This window comes from Knoellia aerolata DSM 18566, assembly GCF_000768695.1.
Classification (GTDB): domain Bacteria; phylum Actinomycetota; class Actinomycetes; order Actinomycetales; family Dermatophilaceae; genus Knoellia; species Knoellia aerolata.
The window spans coordinates 106,391-122,072 of sequence record NZ_AVPL01000005.1; the positions used below are offsets into that span (position 1 = coordinate 106,391).

Annotated in this window: 16 protein-coding genes; 9 read left to right on the forward strand and 7 right to left on the reverse strand. The window is 73.2% G+C overall.

The genetic code is table 11. From position 1 onward, the window contains the following. Positions 1–118: 118 nt before the first annotated feature. The 4 genes from N801_RS03975 to N801_RS03990 form a co-directional block, all read right to left on the reverse strand. Entirely contained in the window at positions 119–976 is an 858-nt protein-coding gene (locus N801_RS03975; protein WP_035933102.1) for an IS5 family transposase, read from the reverse strand. A 232-nt stretch (positions 977–1,208) separates the two neighbouring features. Continuing rightward, the gene (pcrA, locus tag N801_RS03980) at positions 1,209–3,689 is read right to left on the reverse strand and encodes a DNA helicase PcrA (protein WP_035933104.1); all 2,481 of its coding nucleotides are present in this window, start codon (positions 3,687–3,689) and stop codon (positions 1,209–1,211) included. An 80-nt stretch (positions 3,690–3,769) separates the two neighbouring features. Further along, complete coding sequence (locus N801_RS03985) at positions 3,770–4,447, reverse strand: hypothetical protein (protein ID WP_035933106.1); 678 nt, start codon at positions 4,445–4,447, stop codon at positions 3,770–3,772. Between the two features lies 1 nt (position 4,448). Continuing rightward, on the reverse strand, positions 4,449–4,793 hold the full coding sequence (locus N801_RS03990) for a PadR family transcriptional regulator (RefSeq protein WP_035933108.1): 345 nt from the start codon (positions 4,791–4,793) through the stop codon (positions 4,449–4,451). Between the two features lie 177 nt (positions 4,794–4,970). On the opposite strand from N801_RS03990, the gene N801_RS19545 reads away from it, so the two are divergent. The 8 genes from N801_RS19545 to N801_RS04030 are packed head-to-tail and all read left to right on the forward strand — an operon-like array spanning position 4,971 to position 12,499. Beyond that, complete coding sequence (locus N801_RS19545) at positions 4,971–6,503, forward strand: HNH endonuclease signature motif containing protein (protein ID WP_052112571.1); 1,533 nt, start codon at positions 4,971–4,973, stop codon at positions 6,501–6,503. A gap of 53 nt (positions 6,504–6,556) precedes the next feature. Further along, positions 6,557–7,555, forward strand: coding sequence for a non-homologous end-joining DNA ligase (gene ligD / locus N801_RS04000; RefSeq protein ID WP_035933110.1), 999 nt, complete (start codon positions 6,557–6,559; stop codon positions 7,553–7,555). Further along, positions 7,552–8,409, forward strand: coding sequence for a uracil-DNA glycosylase (locus N801_RS04005; protein ID WP_084108145.1), 858 nt, complete (start codon positions 7,552–7,554; stop codon positions 8,407–8,409). Before ligD ends, N801_RS04005 begins: the two co-directional genes overlap by 4 nt. 36 nt (positions 8,410–8,445) lie before the next feature. Next, entirely contained in the window at positions 8,446–8,838 is a 393-nt protein-coding gene (locus N801_RS04010) for a TOBE domain-containing protein (protein WP_035933112.1), read from the forward strand. Continuing rightward, on the forward strand, positions 8,835–9,638 hold the full coding sequence (gene modA / locus N801_RS04015) for a molybdate ABC transporter substrate-binding protein (protein ID WP_035933115.1): 804 nt from the start codon (positions 8,835–8,837) through the stop codon (positions 9,636–9,638). Before N801_RS04010 ends, modA begins: the two co-directional genes overlap by 4 nt. Before the next feature lie 5 nt (positions 9,639–9,643). Continuing rightward, on the forward strand, positions 9,644–10,438 hold the full coding sequence (locus N801_RS04020) for an ABC transporter permease (protein ID WP_211254666.1): 795 nt from the start codon (positions 9,644–9,646) through the stop codon (positions 10,436–10,438). After that, a complete protein-coding gene (locus tag N801_RS04025; protein WP_035933121.1) occupies positions 10,435–11,493 on the forward strand; it encodes a sulfate/molybdate ABC transporter ATP-binding protein in 1,059 nt (352 codons plus the stop codon). The genes N801_RS04020 and N801_RS04025 overlap by 4 nt, the downstream gene beginning before the upstream one ends. A gap of 4 nt (positions 11,494–11,497) precedes the next feature. After that, positions 11,498–12,499 (forward strand): quinone oxidoreductase family protein, encoded by a 1,002-nt coding sequence (locus N801_RS04030; protein WP_052112572.1) that lies wholly within the window; start codon positions 11,498–11,500, stop codon positions 12,497–12,499. 19 nt (positions 12,500–12,518) lie between these two features. On the opposite strand, the gene N801_RS04035 is transcribed toward N801_RS04030, so the two are convergent. From N801_RS04035 to N801_RS04045, 3 genes are read right to left on the reverse strand one after another with little or no spacing between them, the layout of a single operon-like run. Further along, the gene (locus N801_RS04035) at positions 12,519–12,863 is read right to left on the reverse strand and encodes a hypothetical protein (protein WP_035933126.1); all 345 of its coding nucleotides are present in this window, start codon (positions 12,861–12,863) and stop codon (positions 12,519–12,521) included. Positions 12,864–12,888: 25 nt separating this feature from the next. Beyond that, entirely contained in the window at positions 12,889–13,611 is a 723-nt protein-coding gene (locus N801_RS04040; protein WP_035933129.1) for a LuxR C-terminal-related transcriptional regulator, read from the reverse strand. Then, complete coding sequence (locus tag N801_RS04045) at positions 13,611–14,861, reverse strand: ATP-binding protein (protein WP_245618198.1); 1,251 nt, start codon at positions 14,859–14,861, stop codon at positions 13,611–13,613. Before N801_RS04045 ends, N801_RS04040 begins: the two co-directional genes overlap by 1 nt. A 126-nt stretch (positions 14,862–14,987) precedes the next feature. Here N801_RS04045 and N801_RS04050 point away from each other — a divergent pair. After that, the coding region (locus tag N801_RS04050; RefSeq protein WP_035933131.1) for a PspC domain-containing protein at positions 14,988–15,682 on the forward strand (695 nt) is incomplete at its 3' end.

The following is a 15,682-nucleotide window of genomic DNA, read 5'->3' on the forward strand; positions in this document are numbered from 1 at the left end:
ACCACCACGTCGCAAGGGCGGCACCCGTTCCCGGGTGCCGCCCTTCGTCGTCCGCCGCCCGTGCCCGTCGCGTGCCGGGCCGACGCCCCGGCCGACTTAGACCGACCGGCAATTGGGTTCATCGGAGTCGTCGGGTCGTGGGACGGGTGTCCCATCGGTAGTGGGTGCGGGCGGTGTTGATGAGTCTGCGCGCGACGGTGATTGCTGCGGCGAGGAAGAGGAAGAACTCCACGGTGACGCGTTGTTTGTCGGTGCTGCGACGGAGTTTGCCGAAGCCGTTCATCCAGGAGTGGGTGCGCTCGACGACCCAGCGTTTGCCGACCTGGATCGGTGAGGGTTTGCCCTTGGTCGCGATCCGGTGCTCATAGCCCAGGAGGTGCAGCAGGTCTCGGGTCTTGCCCGAGTCGTACCCGGCGTCCAGGTGCACGCAGGCCGTGGCGGGCAACGGCCCGACCGCGTCGGGAACACCGGCGAGGGTGGGTTCGAGCAGGGGTGAGTCATGGGCGCCGGCGGCTGCGGCGACCAGGTGCAGCGGCAGTCCGCCTGCGTCGGTGACCACCGAGCGTTTCGTGCCTTGTTTGCCACGATCCACCGGTGAGCGGCCGGATACCTCACCGCCACAGGGGGACTTGGTGATCGACCCGTCCACGCACAGGTCGTCCAGCTCGAGCCCGAGCATCCGGTCGTACCCGGCCAGCGCCGTGCGGAGCAGGGCTTTGCTCACGCCAGCCTGGGCCCACTCCTGCAGGCGACGGCGGATGGTGCGGTCCGAGCAGCCCGGGACCGCGACCCGCTCGTAGCCGCTGCCATGGACCAACGCAGCGATGACGCAGTCGAACACGGTCCGGTCATCGACGCGATGACGGTGGCAACCCAACGGATGACCCGGGCTGTACTCGGGACGATCCGCCGCGCCGATCAACGCTGCGAACTCGACCCACAACGGCTCGATCAGGGATGCTGGAACCAGGGGCACGGACCCTCCCGATGCGCGACAGGACGTAGACACTCCCATCGTGTGCTCGCGGGTCCGTGCCCTCCCTCATCGACACACCAGTCACATCAACCTCATCGACCCCAATTGCCGGTCGCTCTTATTGCGCATTCCGGCCGTACGCGACCGACTTATTGCGCATTCCGTTGTACGGAATGCGCAATAAGTCGTGGTCGCGGGGCCGGAATGCGCAATAAGTCGGGGGTGGTGCCGGTCAGAGCTTCTCGAGGGGGGCGAAGCGGAGCAGGAAGCGCTTGACGCCGGTCTCCCCCCCGAAGTCGACCTCGGCCTGGGTCTTGTCGCCCTCGCCCATCGTGCGGAGCACGGTGCCCATGCCGAACGTGTCGTGGGTGACCTTGTCGCCGTCCGAGAGCGGGATGACGGGTCGGTTGCCGGGCGACCGGACGCCGGGCCGGGCCGCGAGCGAGGCCACGGCGGGGCGCTGGCCCCGGTGGCCGATCGCCGCGGCGCCGCTGAGCTCGCGCTCCCACGTCAGCAGGTCGACGGGGATCTCGTCGAGGAACCGGCTCGGCGGGTTGTACTGGGGTGCACCCCACGCGGAGCGCACCGCCGCCCGGGACAGGTGGAGCCGCTCGCGGGCGCGGGTGATGCCGACGTAGGCGAGGCGTCGCTCCTCCTCGAGCTCCTTGGGGTCGCCGAGGGAGCGCAGGTGCGGGAAGGTGCCGTCCTCCATCCCGGTGAGGAAGACGACGGGGAACTCCAGGCCCTTGGCGGTGTGCAGCGTCATGAGGGTGACGACGCCCTGCTCCTCCGCCTCGGCCGAGTCGGGGATCTCGTCGGCGTCGGCGACGAGGGAGACCTGCTCGAGGAAGTCCTCCAGCGAGTTGACCTCACCGGTCTCGGCGCGGGCCTCGTCGAACTCCTGCGCCACGGCGACGAGCTCGGCGAGGTTCTCGATCCGGGTCTCGTCCTGCGGGTCGTGGCTGGCGCGCAGCTCGGCGAGGTAGCCGGACTTCTCGACGATGGCCTCGAGCAGGTCGGCGACCCCGGCCTCGTCGTCGTCGCGCACCCTGCCGAGGTCCTCGAGCAGCGCCGTGAAGCCCTTGATGCACGTGACCGAGCGGGTGGCGATCCCGGGGGCGTCCTCGGGGCGGCCCAGCGCCTCGACGAAGGTGATGCGCTCGCGCTCGGCCAGGGCGGCGACGACGGCCTCGGCCCGGTCGCCGATGCCACGCTTGGGCACGTTGAGGATACGACGGAGGTTGACCGTGTCGGCCGGGTTGGACAGGACGCGCAGGTAGGCCAGCGCGTCCTTGACCTCGCGGCGCTCGTAGAACCGGGTGCCGCCGACGACCTTGTAGGGCAGGCCGACGCGGACGAAGACCTCCTCGAGGGCGCGGGACTGGGCGTTGGTCCGGTAGAACACGGCCACGTCGCCGGGCTTGACGCCGTGCTCGTCGCCGAGCTTGTCGATGGTGCGGGCGACGAACGACGCCTCGTCGTGCTCGTTGTCGCCGACGTAGCCGACGATCGGCGCGCCCGAGCCGGAGTCGGTCCACAGGTTCTTCTTGCGGCGTGACTCGTTGCGCGAGATGACCGCGTTGGCGGCCGTGAGGATCGTCTGGGTCGAGCGGTAGTTGCGCTCGAGCAGGATGGTCCGGGCGTCCGGGTAGTCCTCCTCGAACTCGACGATGTTGCGGATCGTCGCGCCGCGGAAGGCGTAGATCGACTGGTCCGCGTCACCGACGACGACGAGCTCGCTCGGCTCGACGGCGTGCTCACCACGCTTGCTCTCGTGCCCCACGAGCTCGCGGATGAGCTGGTACTGCGCGTGGTTGGTGTCCTGGTACTCGTCGACCATGACGTGGCGGAAGCGCCGCCGGTAGTGCTCGGCGACGTCGGGGAACGCCTGGAACATGTTGACCGTGAGCATGATGATGTCGTCGAAGTCGAGGGCGTTCGCCTGCCGCAGACGACGTTGGTATGCCGTGTACGCCTCCGCGAGGAGTCGTTCCGTATGGGTGCCACCGGGGTTCTCAGCGCTGGGCTCCGAACCCACGCGGGCGGCATACGTCTCCTCGTCGATGAGCTCGTTCTTGAGGTTGCTCACCTGGTGGGTGAACGTGCGCGGGTTGTAGCGCTTGGGGTCGAGGTCCATGTCGCGGATGACCATCGCCATGAGCCGCTGGCTGTCGGCGGCGTCGTAGATGGAGAAGGTCGACTTCATGCCGACCTTGCCGGCCTCGCGGCGCAGGATGCGCACGCACGCGCTGTGGAACGTCATGACCCACATCGCCCTGGCGCGCGGCCCGACGAGCTCTTGGACGCGCTCGCGCATCTCGGCGGCGGCCTTGTTGGTGAAGGTGATGGCGAGGACCTGGCCGGGCTGGACCCCGCGGGCCGCCAGGAGGTGGGCGACGCGGTGGGTGAGGACGCGAGTCTTGCCCGAGCCGGCCCCGGCGATGATGAGCAGCGGGCCGCCCGCGTGGAGCACGGCCTCGCGCTGCTCCTGGTTGAGACCCTCGAGGAGGGCGTCGGCGTCCTGCGGGCGGGCGCCCCAGGCGGGCTCCGGCGGGGCCTGGTCGTCGGAGGTCGCCCACGAGGGGACCCCGGCGGCGTTGACGAGGGCCGCGTGGGCGCTCTCGTGTGCGCCGGCATCGGTCGTGGGGGCAGCAGCGGGGTCACTCGGGGCGCCGGCGTCGCCGAAGTCCAGACCGTCGAAAAGGGTGCTCATCTCACCGACAACCCTACGTCGTGGCACTCACAGGACCCGCCTCGTCCTCGGTCTGCCCAGCGGGGCGCAGCCGCCCGTGGCTACCGGTTGATGAACGCCCGGCGCACCCTCGTCCTCCACGAGTGGGGTGGCGCCCACGGCCGATCCGGGAGCTGGCCGGCGCTGTTGGGGGCCGGACCCAGGAACACCACGCTGGAGATCCCCACGACGCCGACCACCGCGAGCACCCACCGGGGGACCTCCACGAGCAGGGTCGACGCCGAACCGCCGAGGGCCCAGGTGACCAGAGCCACGACGATTCCGAACACGACGGGGACCGCGACCCGGTACGGCCAGACCGACGGCACGGCGGTGCTGCCGAGCGCCGCTGCTCGGCGCCGACTCTCAGTGAGGCCCACCGTCCATGGCACGAGACCGACGACCGCGAACATCACGAGGAAGCCGGTGAGGTCCGACCGGTCGAGCGCAACGGCGCTCGACCACTCACCCCCTGCGAACATCGCCTTCACTCCCGAGGCGACGCCCAGGGCGGGTACCCCGCCCAGCAGGACCTGCCCGATCCACCGTCTCGGCGAGAGCGACCGCCACTGCGCCGCGTAGTCGACCGGTTGGCCGAACGCGTCGACGAGGTCCTCGCCGGTGGCCGCCGCGTGGCCTTCGACCTGGGCGACGATGTCCCGGACCTGGGGCTCCGGAACCCCGTTGATCCGGAGCTGCTCGGCGAGCTCCTTGGCGTAGTGCCACCTCGACGTCGTCATGTCAGCCCTCCAGAGCCGTGGTCATCGTGGCGGAGAACGCGCACCACCCCGCGCGCCCCGCGTCGAGCTCCGCCCGGCCCGCGGCCGTGAGCCAGAAGTACTTCCGCGGCGGCCCCGACGAGCCGGTCACCCACTTGCTGCGCACCAGCCCCTCGTCCTCGAGTCGACCGAGCAGCGGGTAGATCGTGCCGCCCTTGATGCCCTCGAAACCGAGCTCGGCGAGCGAGGCCATGAGCGTGTAGCCGTACGCCGACGTCTCCCGGGCCAACGCGGCGAGCACCGCGAGGTCGAGGACGCCCTTGAGCCACTGGCTCTGCCTGTCCTCACGCACCACGGGTCGTGCCATGGCTAGATGGTGGTCCGACCTAGGTAGTGATGTCAACTACCTCGTATGCCGTGCGGCCGCAGGGCGTGCCCTGCGAGGTCACGACGGCGCCGATTACGTTGTGGCAGTGCGACATCCACCTGAACTTTCCCGTGCTGATCCGTTGACATCGAACATGCGTTCTAGGAGAATGGAGGTATGCATCAGCCGTCCACCTCCCCCGTCGCCACGCTTCGCGCGGCGCTCGAGGGTGCGCGAGAGGCGCTGGGGACCGAGGGGCTCGGGGAGGCGCTGGCCCGGATGAGCGGACCGGAGCTCGCCGAGGTCATGGCGTTGACCGACGAGGTGAGGTCGCGGGCCGGGGCGTCCCAGGTGCGTGTCGCCGCCGAGGCAGCCCACCGCGGCGAGTTCAGTGCCGCCCGGCGTGGCGTCGGGTCGCTCCACGCCTGGGTGCGCGAGCACGCACCGTCGCTGCGCCAGAGCGGCGCCGGACAGGTCGCTGCGCTGGCGCAGGACGTCGCCTGCTCGGTGCCCGGGGGCCTCTGGAGCACGCACGGGCCGGATGCCGGGGCGTATGCCGACCCGACCCGGGCCGAGGGCGTCGTCTGGGCCCGGGTCGTCACCGGTGAGGTCGGCCCGGCGCTGGCGCTGACGGCACTGCGCGAGGTCGCGCGCATGAAGGAGCTGCTCGTTCCGGAGGCGGTGCCCACCGTGGCCACGGCGATCCTCGACCACGGGGTGCAGTGGGGAGCCGCCGAGGCGAAGAAGATCCGGACGAGCCTTCTCGCCGCCCACGGCCTGGCCGGCGAGCTCGACGACCAGGACCGGCGTCTCCGCAGTGGCGCCTACCTGTCGAGCCCGCAGGTCGCCGACGGGGACGTCACCGAGTACCGGATGGCGATGACACCGGAGCAGGCCGCCACCCTCGAGGCGGCGATCGGCCCACTGTCCCGGCCCGCTCCGAACGACGCGACCGGTGAGCGAGACCTGCGCCCGGCGGGACAGCGCCGAGTCGAGGCCCTCGCCGCCGTCTGCGCCCGTGCCGTTCGCGCGGACGCCGCCGACGGCACACCCGGCGGGGCGGCCACGACCGTTCACGTCGCCATGGGTCTGGACGACCTGCGCGCCGCCGGCAGCGAGGCGCCGACCGGATCCGGCCAGGTCATGGTGTCGCGGGCCCAGCAGACGATCCTCGCGCCGGCCACGATGCGCCGGCTCGCGTGCGACGCCGACGTCATCCCCGTCGTGCTCGGCTCCGCGGGAGAGGTCCTCGACCTCGGTCGGGCGGTCCGCCTCTTCACCCGCCCCCAGCGCCGGGCCCTGTGGCACCGCGACCGGGGCTGCTCCTTCCCCGGCTGCGACATGCCGCCCGGCTGGGCCGAGGCGCACCACCTCGTGCACTGGGCGGACGGCGGCACGTCCGATCTCGACAACGCCGCCCTGCTCTGCCAGCGACACCACACCCTCGTCCACGACCGACGGCTCGTCGCCACCGTGCATCCGCCCGACGAGCACGGTCGATCCGTCACCTGGGACCTCACCCGGGGCTCCTATGACCGCGTCCTGTCGAGCCGCCTCGAGCAGATGAGACGCCGGCGACGGAGCGTCGATCGCCTCGACACCGGCCCACCCGACCCCTGGGCCGGCCAACCACCCGAGCACGTCATGCTGCAGATCGCCGAGGAGTTCCTCGCCGACCACGACGCCGACGCCTGGGACCTCACGGCCTGAGCCGCCACCCATCGCGCCCCGCGACGGTGGGCCGACGGCATACGGTGTGGTGCATGGCTTCTCGCAAGGGTGAGTTCGGGGAACCGGTCCACCTCGACGTGGCCGGCCACGAGGTGAGGCTGTCGAGTCCCGAGCGCGTGTACTTCTCCGCGCGCGGCGAGACCAAGCTCGACCTCGCGAACTACTACATCTCCGTGGGCGACGGGATCCTCAACGCCCTGCGCGAGCGTCCGACGATGCTCCACCGCTTCCCCGACGGCGTCGACGGGAACAAGGTCCACCAGAAGCGCGTCCCCCGAGGCGCGCCGCCGTGGCTGGAGACGGTGCGGCTGCACTTCCCCCGCTACGGGCTGCACGCCGACGAGCTGTGCCCCACCGACCTCGCGCACATCGTCTGGGCCGTCCAGATGAGCACCGTCGAGTTCCACCCGTGGAACAGCCGCCGGGCCGACACCGAGAAGCCGGACGAGTGGCGCATCGACCTCGACCCCATGCCCGACGCCCCGTTCGACCGGGTCCGTCGGGTCGCCCACGTCGCCCACGAGGTGCTCGACGAGCTCGGTGCCACCGGCTTCCCCAAGACGAGTGGCGGCCACGGCCTCCACGTCTACGTCCGCATCCGGCCCGACCACGGGTTCCAGGACGTGCGGCGCGCGGCGCTGGCCTTCGCCCGAGAGGTCGAGCGCCGGGCACCCGAGGACGTCACGACGACGTGGTGGCGCAAGGACCGCGACCCCGAGGCGGTCTTCGTCGACTACAACCAGAACGCCCGCGACCACACCATCGCCTGCGCGTACTCGGTGCGCGGCAACACGATCGGCACCGTGTCCACGCCGATCGCGTGGGACGAGGTCGACGCCGTCGAGCCGCAGGACTTCACCATCGCGACCGTCCCCCAGCGCTTCGCCGAGCTCGGCGACCTCCACGCCGGCATCGACGACGCCGTCTTCGACATCGCCCCGCTCCTCGAGTGGGCCGACCGCGACGAGCGGGACGGCCAGGACACGCCCCCCGAGCCCGACGAGAGCGACGAGGACGACGCCACGCCGTGAGTCCCGACGACGGGGTCGTGCGGGCCGGACCCGACCCGCACCCCCTCACCGGCGAGCCGTTCCTCTCCCCCGTCCCACCAGGGACCGGCTGGCCCGGCGACCCGGCGCAGCCGACGACTCCCGTCGCCCACGACGCCGACGAGGTCCGCGCCCTCGCCGCGAGCGCCACCACCCTCGAAGACCTCGACGCCCGCGTGAGCGTCTGCCGGGCGTGCACCCGACTGGTCGAGTGGCGCGAGACCGTTGCGAGAGAGGGCCGCCGGGCCTCGTTCGCGGGTCAGCCCTACTGGGGGCGCCCCGGCCCCTCGTTCGGCGACCCGGACGCCGACGCCCTCATCGTCGGGCTCGCCCCGGCCGCCAACGGCACCAACCGCACCGGCCGGATGTTCACCGGCGACGCGTCGGGCGACTTCCTCTACGCCGCCCTGCACCGCACCGGCTACGCGACCCAGCCGACCTCGGTGGGTGCGGGCGACGGCCTGGAGCTGCGCGGCATACGCATCGTGGCAGCGGTGCGGTGCGCCCCGCCCGCCAACGCCCCCACCCCGAGCGAGCGCGCGACCTGCGCGACCTGGCTCGGCCGCGACCTCGAGCTGCTCGGTGAGCGCCTGCGGGTCATCATGACGCTGGGCGAGATCGGCTGGAAGGGCGTCCTCGCCGCCACCTCCGCGCTCCGGTGGGACGTCCCGAGGCCGCGACCACGCTTCGGGCACGCCGCCGAGGCCGAGCTGCGCACCCCTGCCGGCGTGGCGGTTCGCCTCGTCGGCTGCTACCACGTGAGCCCGCACAACACCTACACCGGACGGCTCACCCCGGCGATGCTCGACGACGTCCTCCTCGACCTCCGCACCTGACCACGGATCCGCGGATGCGGCGCTAGGATCGGTTCCATGCCGCAGATGCGCCTCTCCGAAGCCGCCATGTACCTCGGGGTCAGCGACGACACCGTCCGGCGCTGGGTCGACAGCGGCACCCTCACGGCCGGGGTCGACGAGTCAGGCCGCAAGACCGTCGACGGGCACGCCGTCGCGCTGCTGGCCCGGGAGCAGTCACGGGCCGCGACCGACCCGTCCACCGTGGGCCGCTCGGCCCGCAACCGCTTCGTCGGCCTCGTCACCCACATCACGATGGACACGGTCATGGCGCAGGTCGAGCTCCAGTGCGGTCCGTTCCGCGTCGTCTCGCTCATGTCGAGCGAGGCGGTCCGCGAGCTCGGTCTCGAGCCCGGTTCCGTCGCCGTCGCCGTCGTGAAGTCGACCTCCGTCATCGTGGAGACTCCATGACGAGGCCGTATGCCGTCCGCGCACCCTTCGCCGTCCGCGCACCCGTGACCGTCGCCGCCCTCACGCTCCTGGCCGGGTGCTCGCAGGGCAGCGCCGGCACCACGGGAACCCCGCAGGACCCTCCCGCGCGGACGCTCACCGTCCTCGCCGCGGCCTCGCTGCAGCGGTCGTTCGAGAGGATCGGCTCCGACTTCGAGGGCGACCACCCCGGCGTCACGGTCCGGTTCGGCTTCGGCGGCTCGTCCGGACTCGTCGCCCAGCTCGCCGACGGCGCCCCCGCCGACGTCCTCGCCACGGCCAACGAGCCGACGATGGACACGGCGGTGGCCGAGGGCCTCGTCGCCGGCGAGCCGACGCCGTTCGCCTCCAACCGGCTCCAGATCGTCGTGCCGAAGGACAACCCCGCGGGCATCCGGTCGCTCGGCGACCTCGCCGACCCCGGCGCCAAGGTCGTGCTCTGCGCACCCGCCGTCCCCTGCGGCGCGGCCAGCGTCGCCGTCGAGCAGGCTGCCGGCATCGACATCCGGCCGGTCAGCGAGGAGCAGTCCGTCACCGACGTGCTCGGCAAGGTCCGTTCCGGAGAGGCCGACGCCGGCCTGGTCTACGTCACCGACGTCGCGGGCGCCGGTGACGAGGTCGCCGGGCTCGACGTCGCCGAGGCCGCGTCGGCCCGCAGCACGTACCCGATCGCGACGCTCACGCGCGCCGACGACGCGGCGCTCGCCGAGGAGTTCGTCGCGGCCGTCACGGGCGCCGAGGGCCAGTCGGTGCTGCAGGCCGCGGGATTCGCGGCACCGTGACCCGGCTGCCGAGCCTCACGATCCCACGCTGGCTGCTCGTCCCCGCAGCCCTCGGCGCGCTGCTCGTCGCGGTCCCGGTCGTCGCGATGGCGCTGACCGTCGACTGGCGCGAGTTCGGGCCGCTCGTCACGTCCGAAGCGTCGACCGACGCGCTGTGGCTCAGCCTGCGCACGGCGTCCGTGAGCACGCTGCTCTGCCTGCTCTTCGGCATCCCCCTCGCCGTCGTGCTCGCGCGCACGACCGGCGCCGCCGCCACCCTGCTGCGCTCCCTCGTCCTGCTGCCCCTCGTCCTGCCGCCGGTCGTCGGCGGCATCGCCCTGCTGCAGGCGTTCGGTCGCCGAGGGCTCCTCGGCGACACCCTCGACGTCCTCGGCCTGGAGATCGCCTTCTCGACCACCGCCGTCGTCATCGCGCAGACCTTCGTCGCGATGCCGTTCCTCGTGCTCAGCCTCGAGGGCGCCCTCCGCGCCGCCGGCACCCGCTTCGAGGACGTCGCGGCCACCCTCGGCGCCGGCCCGACGACCGTCTTCCGGCGCGTCACCCTGCCCCTGGCGCTGCCCGGCCTCGTCGCCGGGACGGTCCTCGCCTTCGCCCGCTGCCTCGGCGAGTTCGGCGCGACGATCACCTTCGCCGGCTCGCTCCAGGGCACGACCCGCACCCTCCCCCTCGAGATCTACCTCCAGCGGGAGGGGGATCCACAGGCCGCCGTCGCCCTCTCCCTCGTCCTCGTCGGCGTCGCCGTCCTCGTCATCGCCCTCACCCGGGCCCGGCGCGACTCCCTCGTGGCGGGGGCGACGTGACCCTCACCGCCGACATCGCCCTCGAGTCCCGAGACGTCGCCGTCGACCTCGTCGTCGAGACCGGCGAGACCCTCGCGCTGCTCGGACCCAACGGGGCCGGCAAGTCCACCGTCCTCGCGGCCCTCGCGGGGCTCCTCCACCCCCGCGGCACGGTCGCGCTCGACGACCGGGTCCTCTCCGACACCGGCACGCGCACCTGGGTCGCCCCGCACGACCGCGGCATCGCCCTCCTCGCCCAGGAGGCGCGCCTCTTCCCCCACCTCGACGCCGGCGACAACGTCGCCTTCGGCCCCCGGGCCCGCGGGCAGTCACGCACCGAGGCCGCGGCCACGGCGGCCCGCTGGCTCGACGAGGTGGGCATGACGGCACACGCGCACCGCCGGCCGCACGAGCTGTCCGGCGGGCAGCAGCAACGCGTCGCCATCGCCCGCGCCCTGGCGACCGAGCCCCGCGTCCTGCTCGTCGACGAGCCGCTCTCGGCGCTGGACGCCGAGGCCGCCCCGGAGATCCGCGACCTGCTGCGCCGGGTCCTCGCCGAGCGCACCACCGTCCTCGTCACCCACGAGGTCCTCGACGCCGCCCTGCTCGCGGACCGGGTCGCCGTCATGGACGCCGGCCGGGTCGTCGACACGGGCGAGACGACCCGCGTCCTCAGCCGCCCCCGCAGCGACTTCGGGGCCCGGTTTGCCGGCCTCAACCTCGTGCGCGGCGTCGCCAGCGACGGCGCCCTCCTCATGGCCGACGGGCGCCTCCTCCACGGGCTCGCCGAGTCACCGGTCGCCGACGGACAGCCGGTCGCCGCGGTCGTGGCCCCGTCGGCGGTGAGCATCCACCTCACCCACCCGCACGGCAGCCCCCGCAACAGCCTCGACGCGGTCGTCACCGAGCTCGAACCCCACGGGCACCTCGTCCGGGTCCGCACCGACCTGCTCAGCGCCGACGTCACCCCGGCCGCCGTCGCCGAGCTCCGCCTGCACCGCGGCTCGGCCGTCGTCCTCGCCGTCAAGGCCACCGAGGTCCACCTGCACCCGTCCCGCCCGCTCTCGCTAGCCTGAGTCGATGACCTCCGGATCCGCACTGCCCGAGTCCGCTCCCGCCCTCGTCGTCACCCGTCACGGCGGCCCCAAGGTCCTCGACGTCCGCGACGAGCCCCTCGGTGAGCCCGCCGCCGACCAGGTCCTCGTGCGGGTCGCCGCCGCCGGCGTCAACTTCATCGACGTCTACCAGCGCGAGGGGGTCTACCCGGTGCCGACGCCGTTCGTCCTCGGCACCGAGGGCGCCGGCGAGGTCGTCGCGGTCGGGTCCGGCGTGAGCAGCTTCGTCGTCGGTGACCGCGTCGCCTGGGGGCAGGGCCTCGGCTCCGCCCGGGCCTACGCCACCGTGGACACGAAGAACCTCGTGCACGTCCCGTCGGGCGTCGACCTCCAGACCGCGGCCGCCGCGATGCTCCAGGGCCTCACGGCGCACTACCTCACGACGAGCACGTATGCCGTCCAGCAGGGCACCGTGGCCCTCGTCCACGCCGCCGCCGGCGGCGTCGGGCAGCTGCTCACCCAGATGGTCACCAGGCGCGGCGGCCGCGTCATCGCCACCGCCGGCTCGGCCGCGAAGCTCGAGACCGCGCGCGAGCGAGGCGCCGACGAGCTCATCAACTACGCCGAGGTCGACGACGTCGCGGCCGCGGTCCGCGAGCGCACGGACGGGCGGGGCGTCGACGTGGCCTACGACGGCGTCGGCAAGGACACGTTCGAGGCGTCGCTGGCCTCCCTGCGACCGCGCGGTCTCCTCGTGCTCTACGGTGCCGCCAGCGGCCAGGTCCCGCCCTTCGACCTGCAGCGGCTCAACGCGATGGGCTCGCTCTTCGTCACCCGGCCGAGCCTCGGCGCCCACGTCGCGACACCCGAGGAGCTGCGCGCCCGGGCCACCGAGCTCTTCGGCTGGATCGAGAGCGGTGACGTGCAGGTGAGCATCGGTGGGCGATACCCGCTCGCGGACGCGCGCACCGCCTACGCCGACCTCGAGGGCCGCCGCACACAGGGCAAGCTGCTCCTCATCCCCTGACCGACCGGCCGCCGTCCGCTCAGGTCCAGAGGACCGCGACGAGGGTGTTGAGGACGGCCAGCCCACCGGCGGCGTGGACGAGCTCGGGCCTGCCCTGACCACGGCGCTCGCGTCCGGCGGCGATCTCGGCGCAGGCCGCGACGGCGAGCGCCACGACGAGCTTGACCGCGATCTTGGTGTTGTCGACCGGCTCGTCCGCGGCCTGGTTCAGGCCGACGAGCACGAGCCCGGTGACGAGCTGGGCGCGGGCTCCCCACACGAGCGCGGGGGTCGGCACGCCCCGTGCCACGAAGACGGCGCTGCCGACGATGGCGGCGAGGCCGAGCAGGTGAAGGACGACGACGAGGTTGATGAGGAGCTCCATGCGGCCGAGGGTATCGGCCCGCCCCTCAGACCAGCCGGCGCCCCATGGCCCACGCCGTGAGCTCGTGGCGGGAGGACAGCTGGAGCTTGCGGAGCACCGACGACACGTGCGTCTCGACCGTCTTCACCGAGATGAAGAGCTCCTTGGCGACCTCCTTGTACTGGTAGCCGCGGGCGATGAGCCGCATCACCTCGCGCTCGCGCGCGGACAGGCGGTCGAGCTCCTCGTCGACCTCGGCGATCTCCCCCGCCGCCGCACCGAAGGCGTCGAGGACGAAGCCCGCGAGCCGCGGGGAGAAGACCGCGTCCCCGTCGGCCACGCGGCGCACCGCCGTGTGGAGGTCGCGCGCGGTGATCGTCTTGGTGACGTAGCCCCGGGCGCCGGCGCGGATGACCGCGATGACGTCCTCGGCCGCGTCCGACACCGACAGCGCGAGGAAGCGGACCGGGGCGCCGGCCTCGCTCTCCACGCCGAAGCAGCCGTTGATGACGTCGGCTCCGCCCTTGCCCGTGCCACCGGGGAGGTGGACGTCGAGCAGCACGACGTCGGGCCGGGTCTCGCGGACGACCTTGACCGCCGCCTCGACGTCCGGGGCCTCACCGACGATCTCGATCGCGGCGCCGGCCTCCTCGGCGAGCTCGCTGCGCACGCCCGTGCGGAACATCCGGTGGTCGTCGACGAGGACGACCCGCACGGGTCCGGTGCGGGCGGGGGTCCGGCCGGCTGCCGGCGGGGTCGGTGTGGACATCAGTGCTCTCCTTCGAGGGGCGGCAGCGTGAGCTCCACCTCGGTTCCGTCCTCACGGCGGCGGACGCGGGCGCCGCCTCCGTGTCGTGCCATCCTGCCGAGGATCGAGGCCCGCACGCCGAGCCGGTCCTCCGGCACGTCGTCGACCTCGAACCCGTCGCCGCGGTCGCGCACGAACGCCTCGACGCCGTTCGGGCCGATCTCGACGTATGCCGTCACCGGCGGCTTCCCGTGCCGGGTCGCGTTGAGCATCGCCTCGCGCATCGCCCTGGCCAGGGCCGTGCCGTGCTGCTCGAGGGGCCGGTCGCCCGTGACGACGAGGTCGATGACGACCCCGTGGAGGTCCTCGACGTCGTGGGCGGCCGCGGTCACCGCGGTGGCGAGGGTCTCGTCGGAACCGGCGGGGCCGGCATACAGCCACGAGCGCAGCTCGCGCTCCTGGGCGCGGGCGAGCTGGGTCACGGAGGCCGGGTCGTGGGAGCGCCGCTGGATGAGGGCGAGGGTCTGGAGGACCGAGTCGTGCAGGTGGGCGGCGATGTCGGCGCGCTCGTTGGCGCGGGCCGCGACCTCCTGCTCCTCGCGGTAGTCGCGCCACAGCCGGACCACCCAGGGCGCCGCGATGAGCGTCGCGCCGACGAGGACGGCCAAGGTGGCGAGCAGGGCGTCGCCCATGGCGGACAGCGAGCTGCCGCGGATGGTGAGGACGAGGATGCCGATGACCGCGACGGTGATCCCGAGGCCGAGGCGCACCCACATCCGCCCGCGGTCCTGCTCCTGCGTGCCCAGCCACTTCGTGCGCTCGGCGTCGTCGAGGTGCGACCACGCCACGGCGACGCCTGCGGCGATGAGGAGCAGCGGCAGGAGCACCCCGGCGCGCACGTCGACCCCGGCGAACTGCAGCCCGACGACGGTGCCGACGAAGACGAGCAACCCGCCGATCGCCACCGTCACGCCCCAGCGCGACTCCCCGAGGCCGGACACCGCGCGCAGCGCCCCCGGCTCGCGCTGCTCGCCGCGGGTGTCGCTCGACGGGGTCACCGCCCAGAGGAAGAGGTAGATGGGGATGCCCGGCCCGACGAGCGCGAGGACGACGACGGTGAGGTGGACCCAGCGCCGGCTGATCCCGAGGTGGTCGGCGATGCCGGCGCACACCCCCCCGATCCACCGGCCGTGCAGGGGTCGGGTCAGCGGCGGCCTCCCGGGTGCGGGGAGGTCCGTCGGTGGCGCGACGCGCTCGTACGGTGTGGGCACACCCCCATCCTGACGCACGGGGAGCGGGACCGCGGCGATGGCCGGGGTGGCGTGGGGGTCACCTCAGGGAGTCGTCAGGGTCGACCCTCATGGCCGTGGGCCGCGCGCTCCGCCACTGTGGGAGACATGACGCAGACACCCCACCCCGCGGACGGCGGGCCGACCGGCCCGACCGGCCCAGCCGCTCCCCCCTACCCCGGCCCGCCGCCGGCCCAGCAGCCGCAGTCGCCGTGGCAGCCGCCGTCGCAGTCGAGCCGCTTCTGGGACGACATCCTCGCGACCGGCCTGCGCCGCGACCGCTCCCGCCAGTGGTTCGCCGGCGTGAGCTCCGGCATCGCCCGCCGCGTCGACGTGGACCCGGTCCTCATCCGCGCGGCCTTCATCGCGCTCACCCTCTTCGGCGGCTTCGGCATCGTCGCCTACCTCGTCGCCTGGCTGCTCCTGCCGGACGAGGACGGCCGGATCATGGCGCGCGACGCCCTCTCCGGCGGTGGCACAGGTGCCACCGGGGCCATCGTCCTCTCGGTCATCGCGGTCCTGGTCATCGCGGCGATCGTCTTCGGCGACAACGGCTTCCTCATCGGCTGGGGAGTCATCCCGCTCGCCATCGTCGCGTGGCTGCTCTGGCGCCACCAGCAGGGCAGGGACGGCGTCCCGGCCTGGTCCTCCACCGCGCAGGGCGCGCCGATGCCGGCCGGGACCCCCGGCGGTCCCGACGGCCCGGCCGGCCCCGCCCCCACCGGTCCCGTCCCCCCAGCCCCGTCAGGAGCCAGCATGTATGCCGCCACCACCAGCCACGCCGCCGTCGCACCGCAGGCACC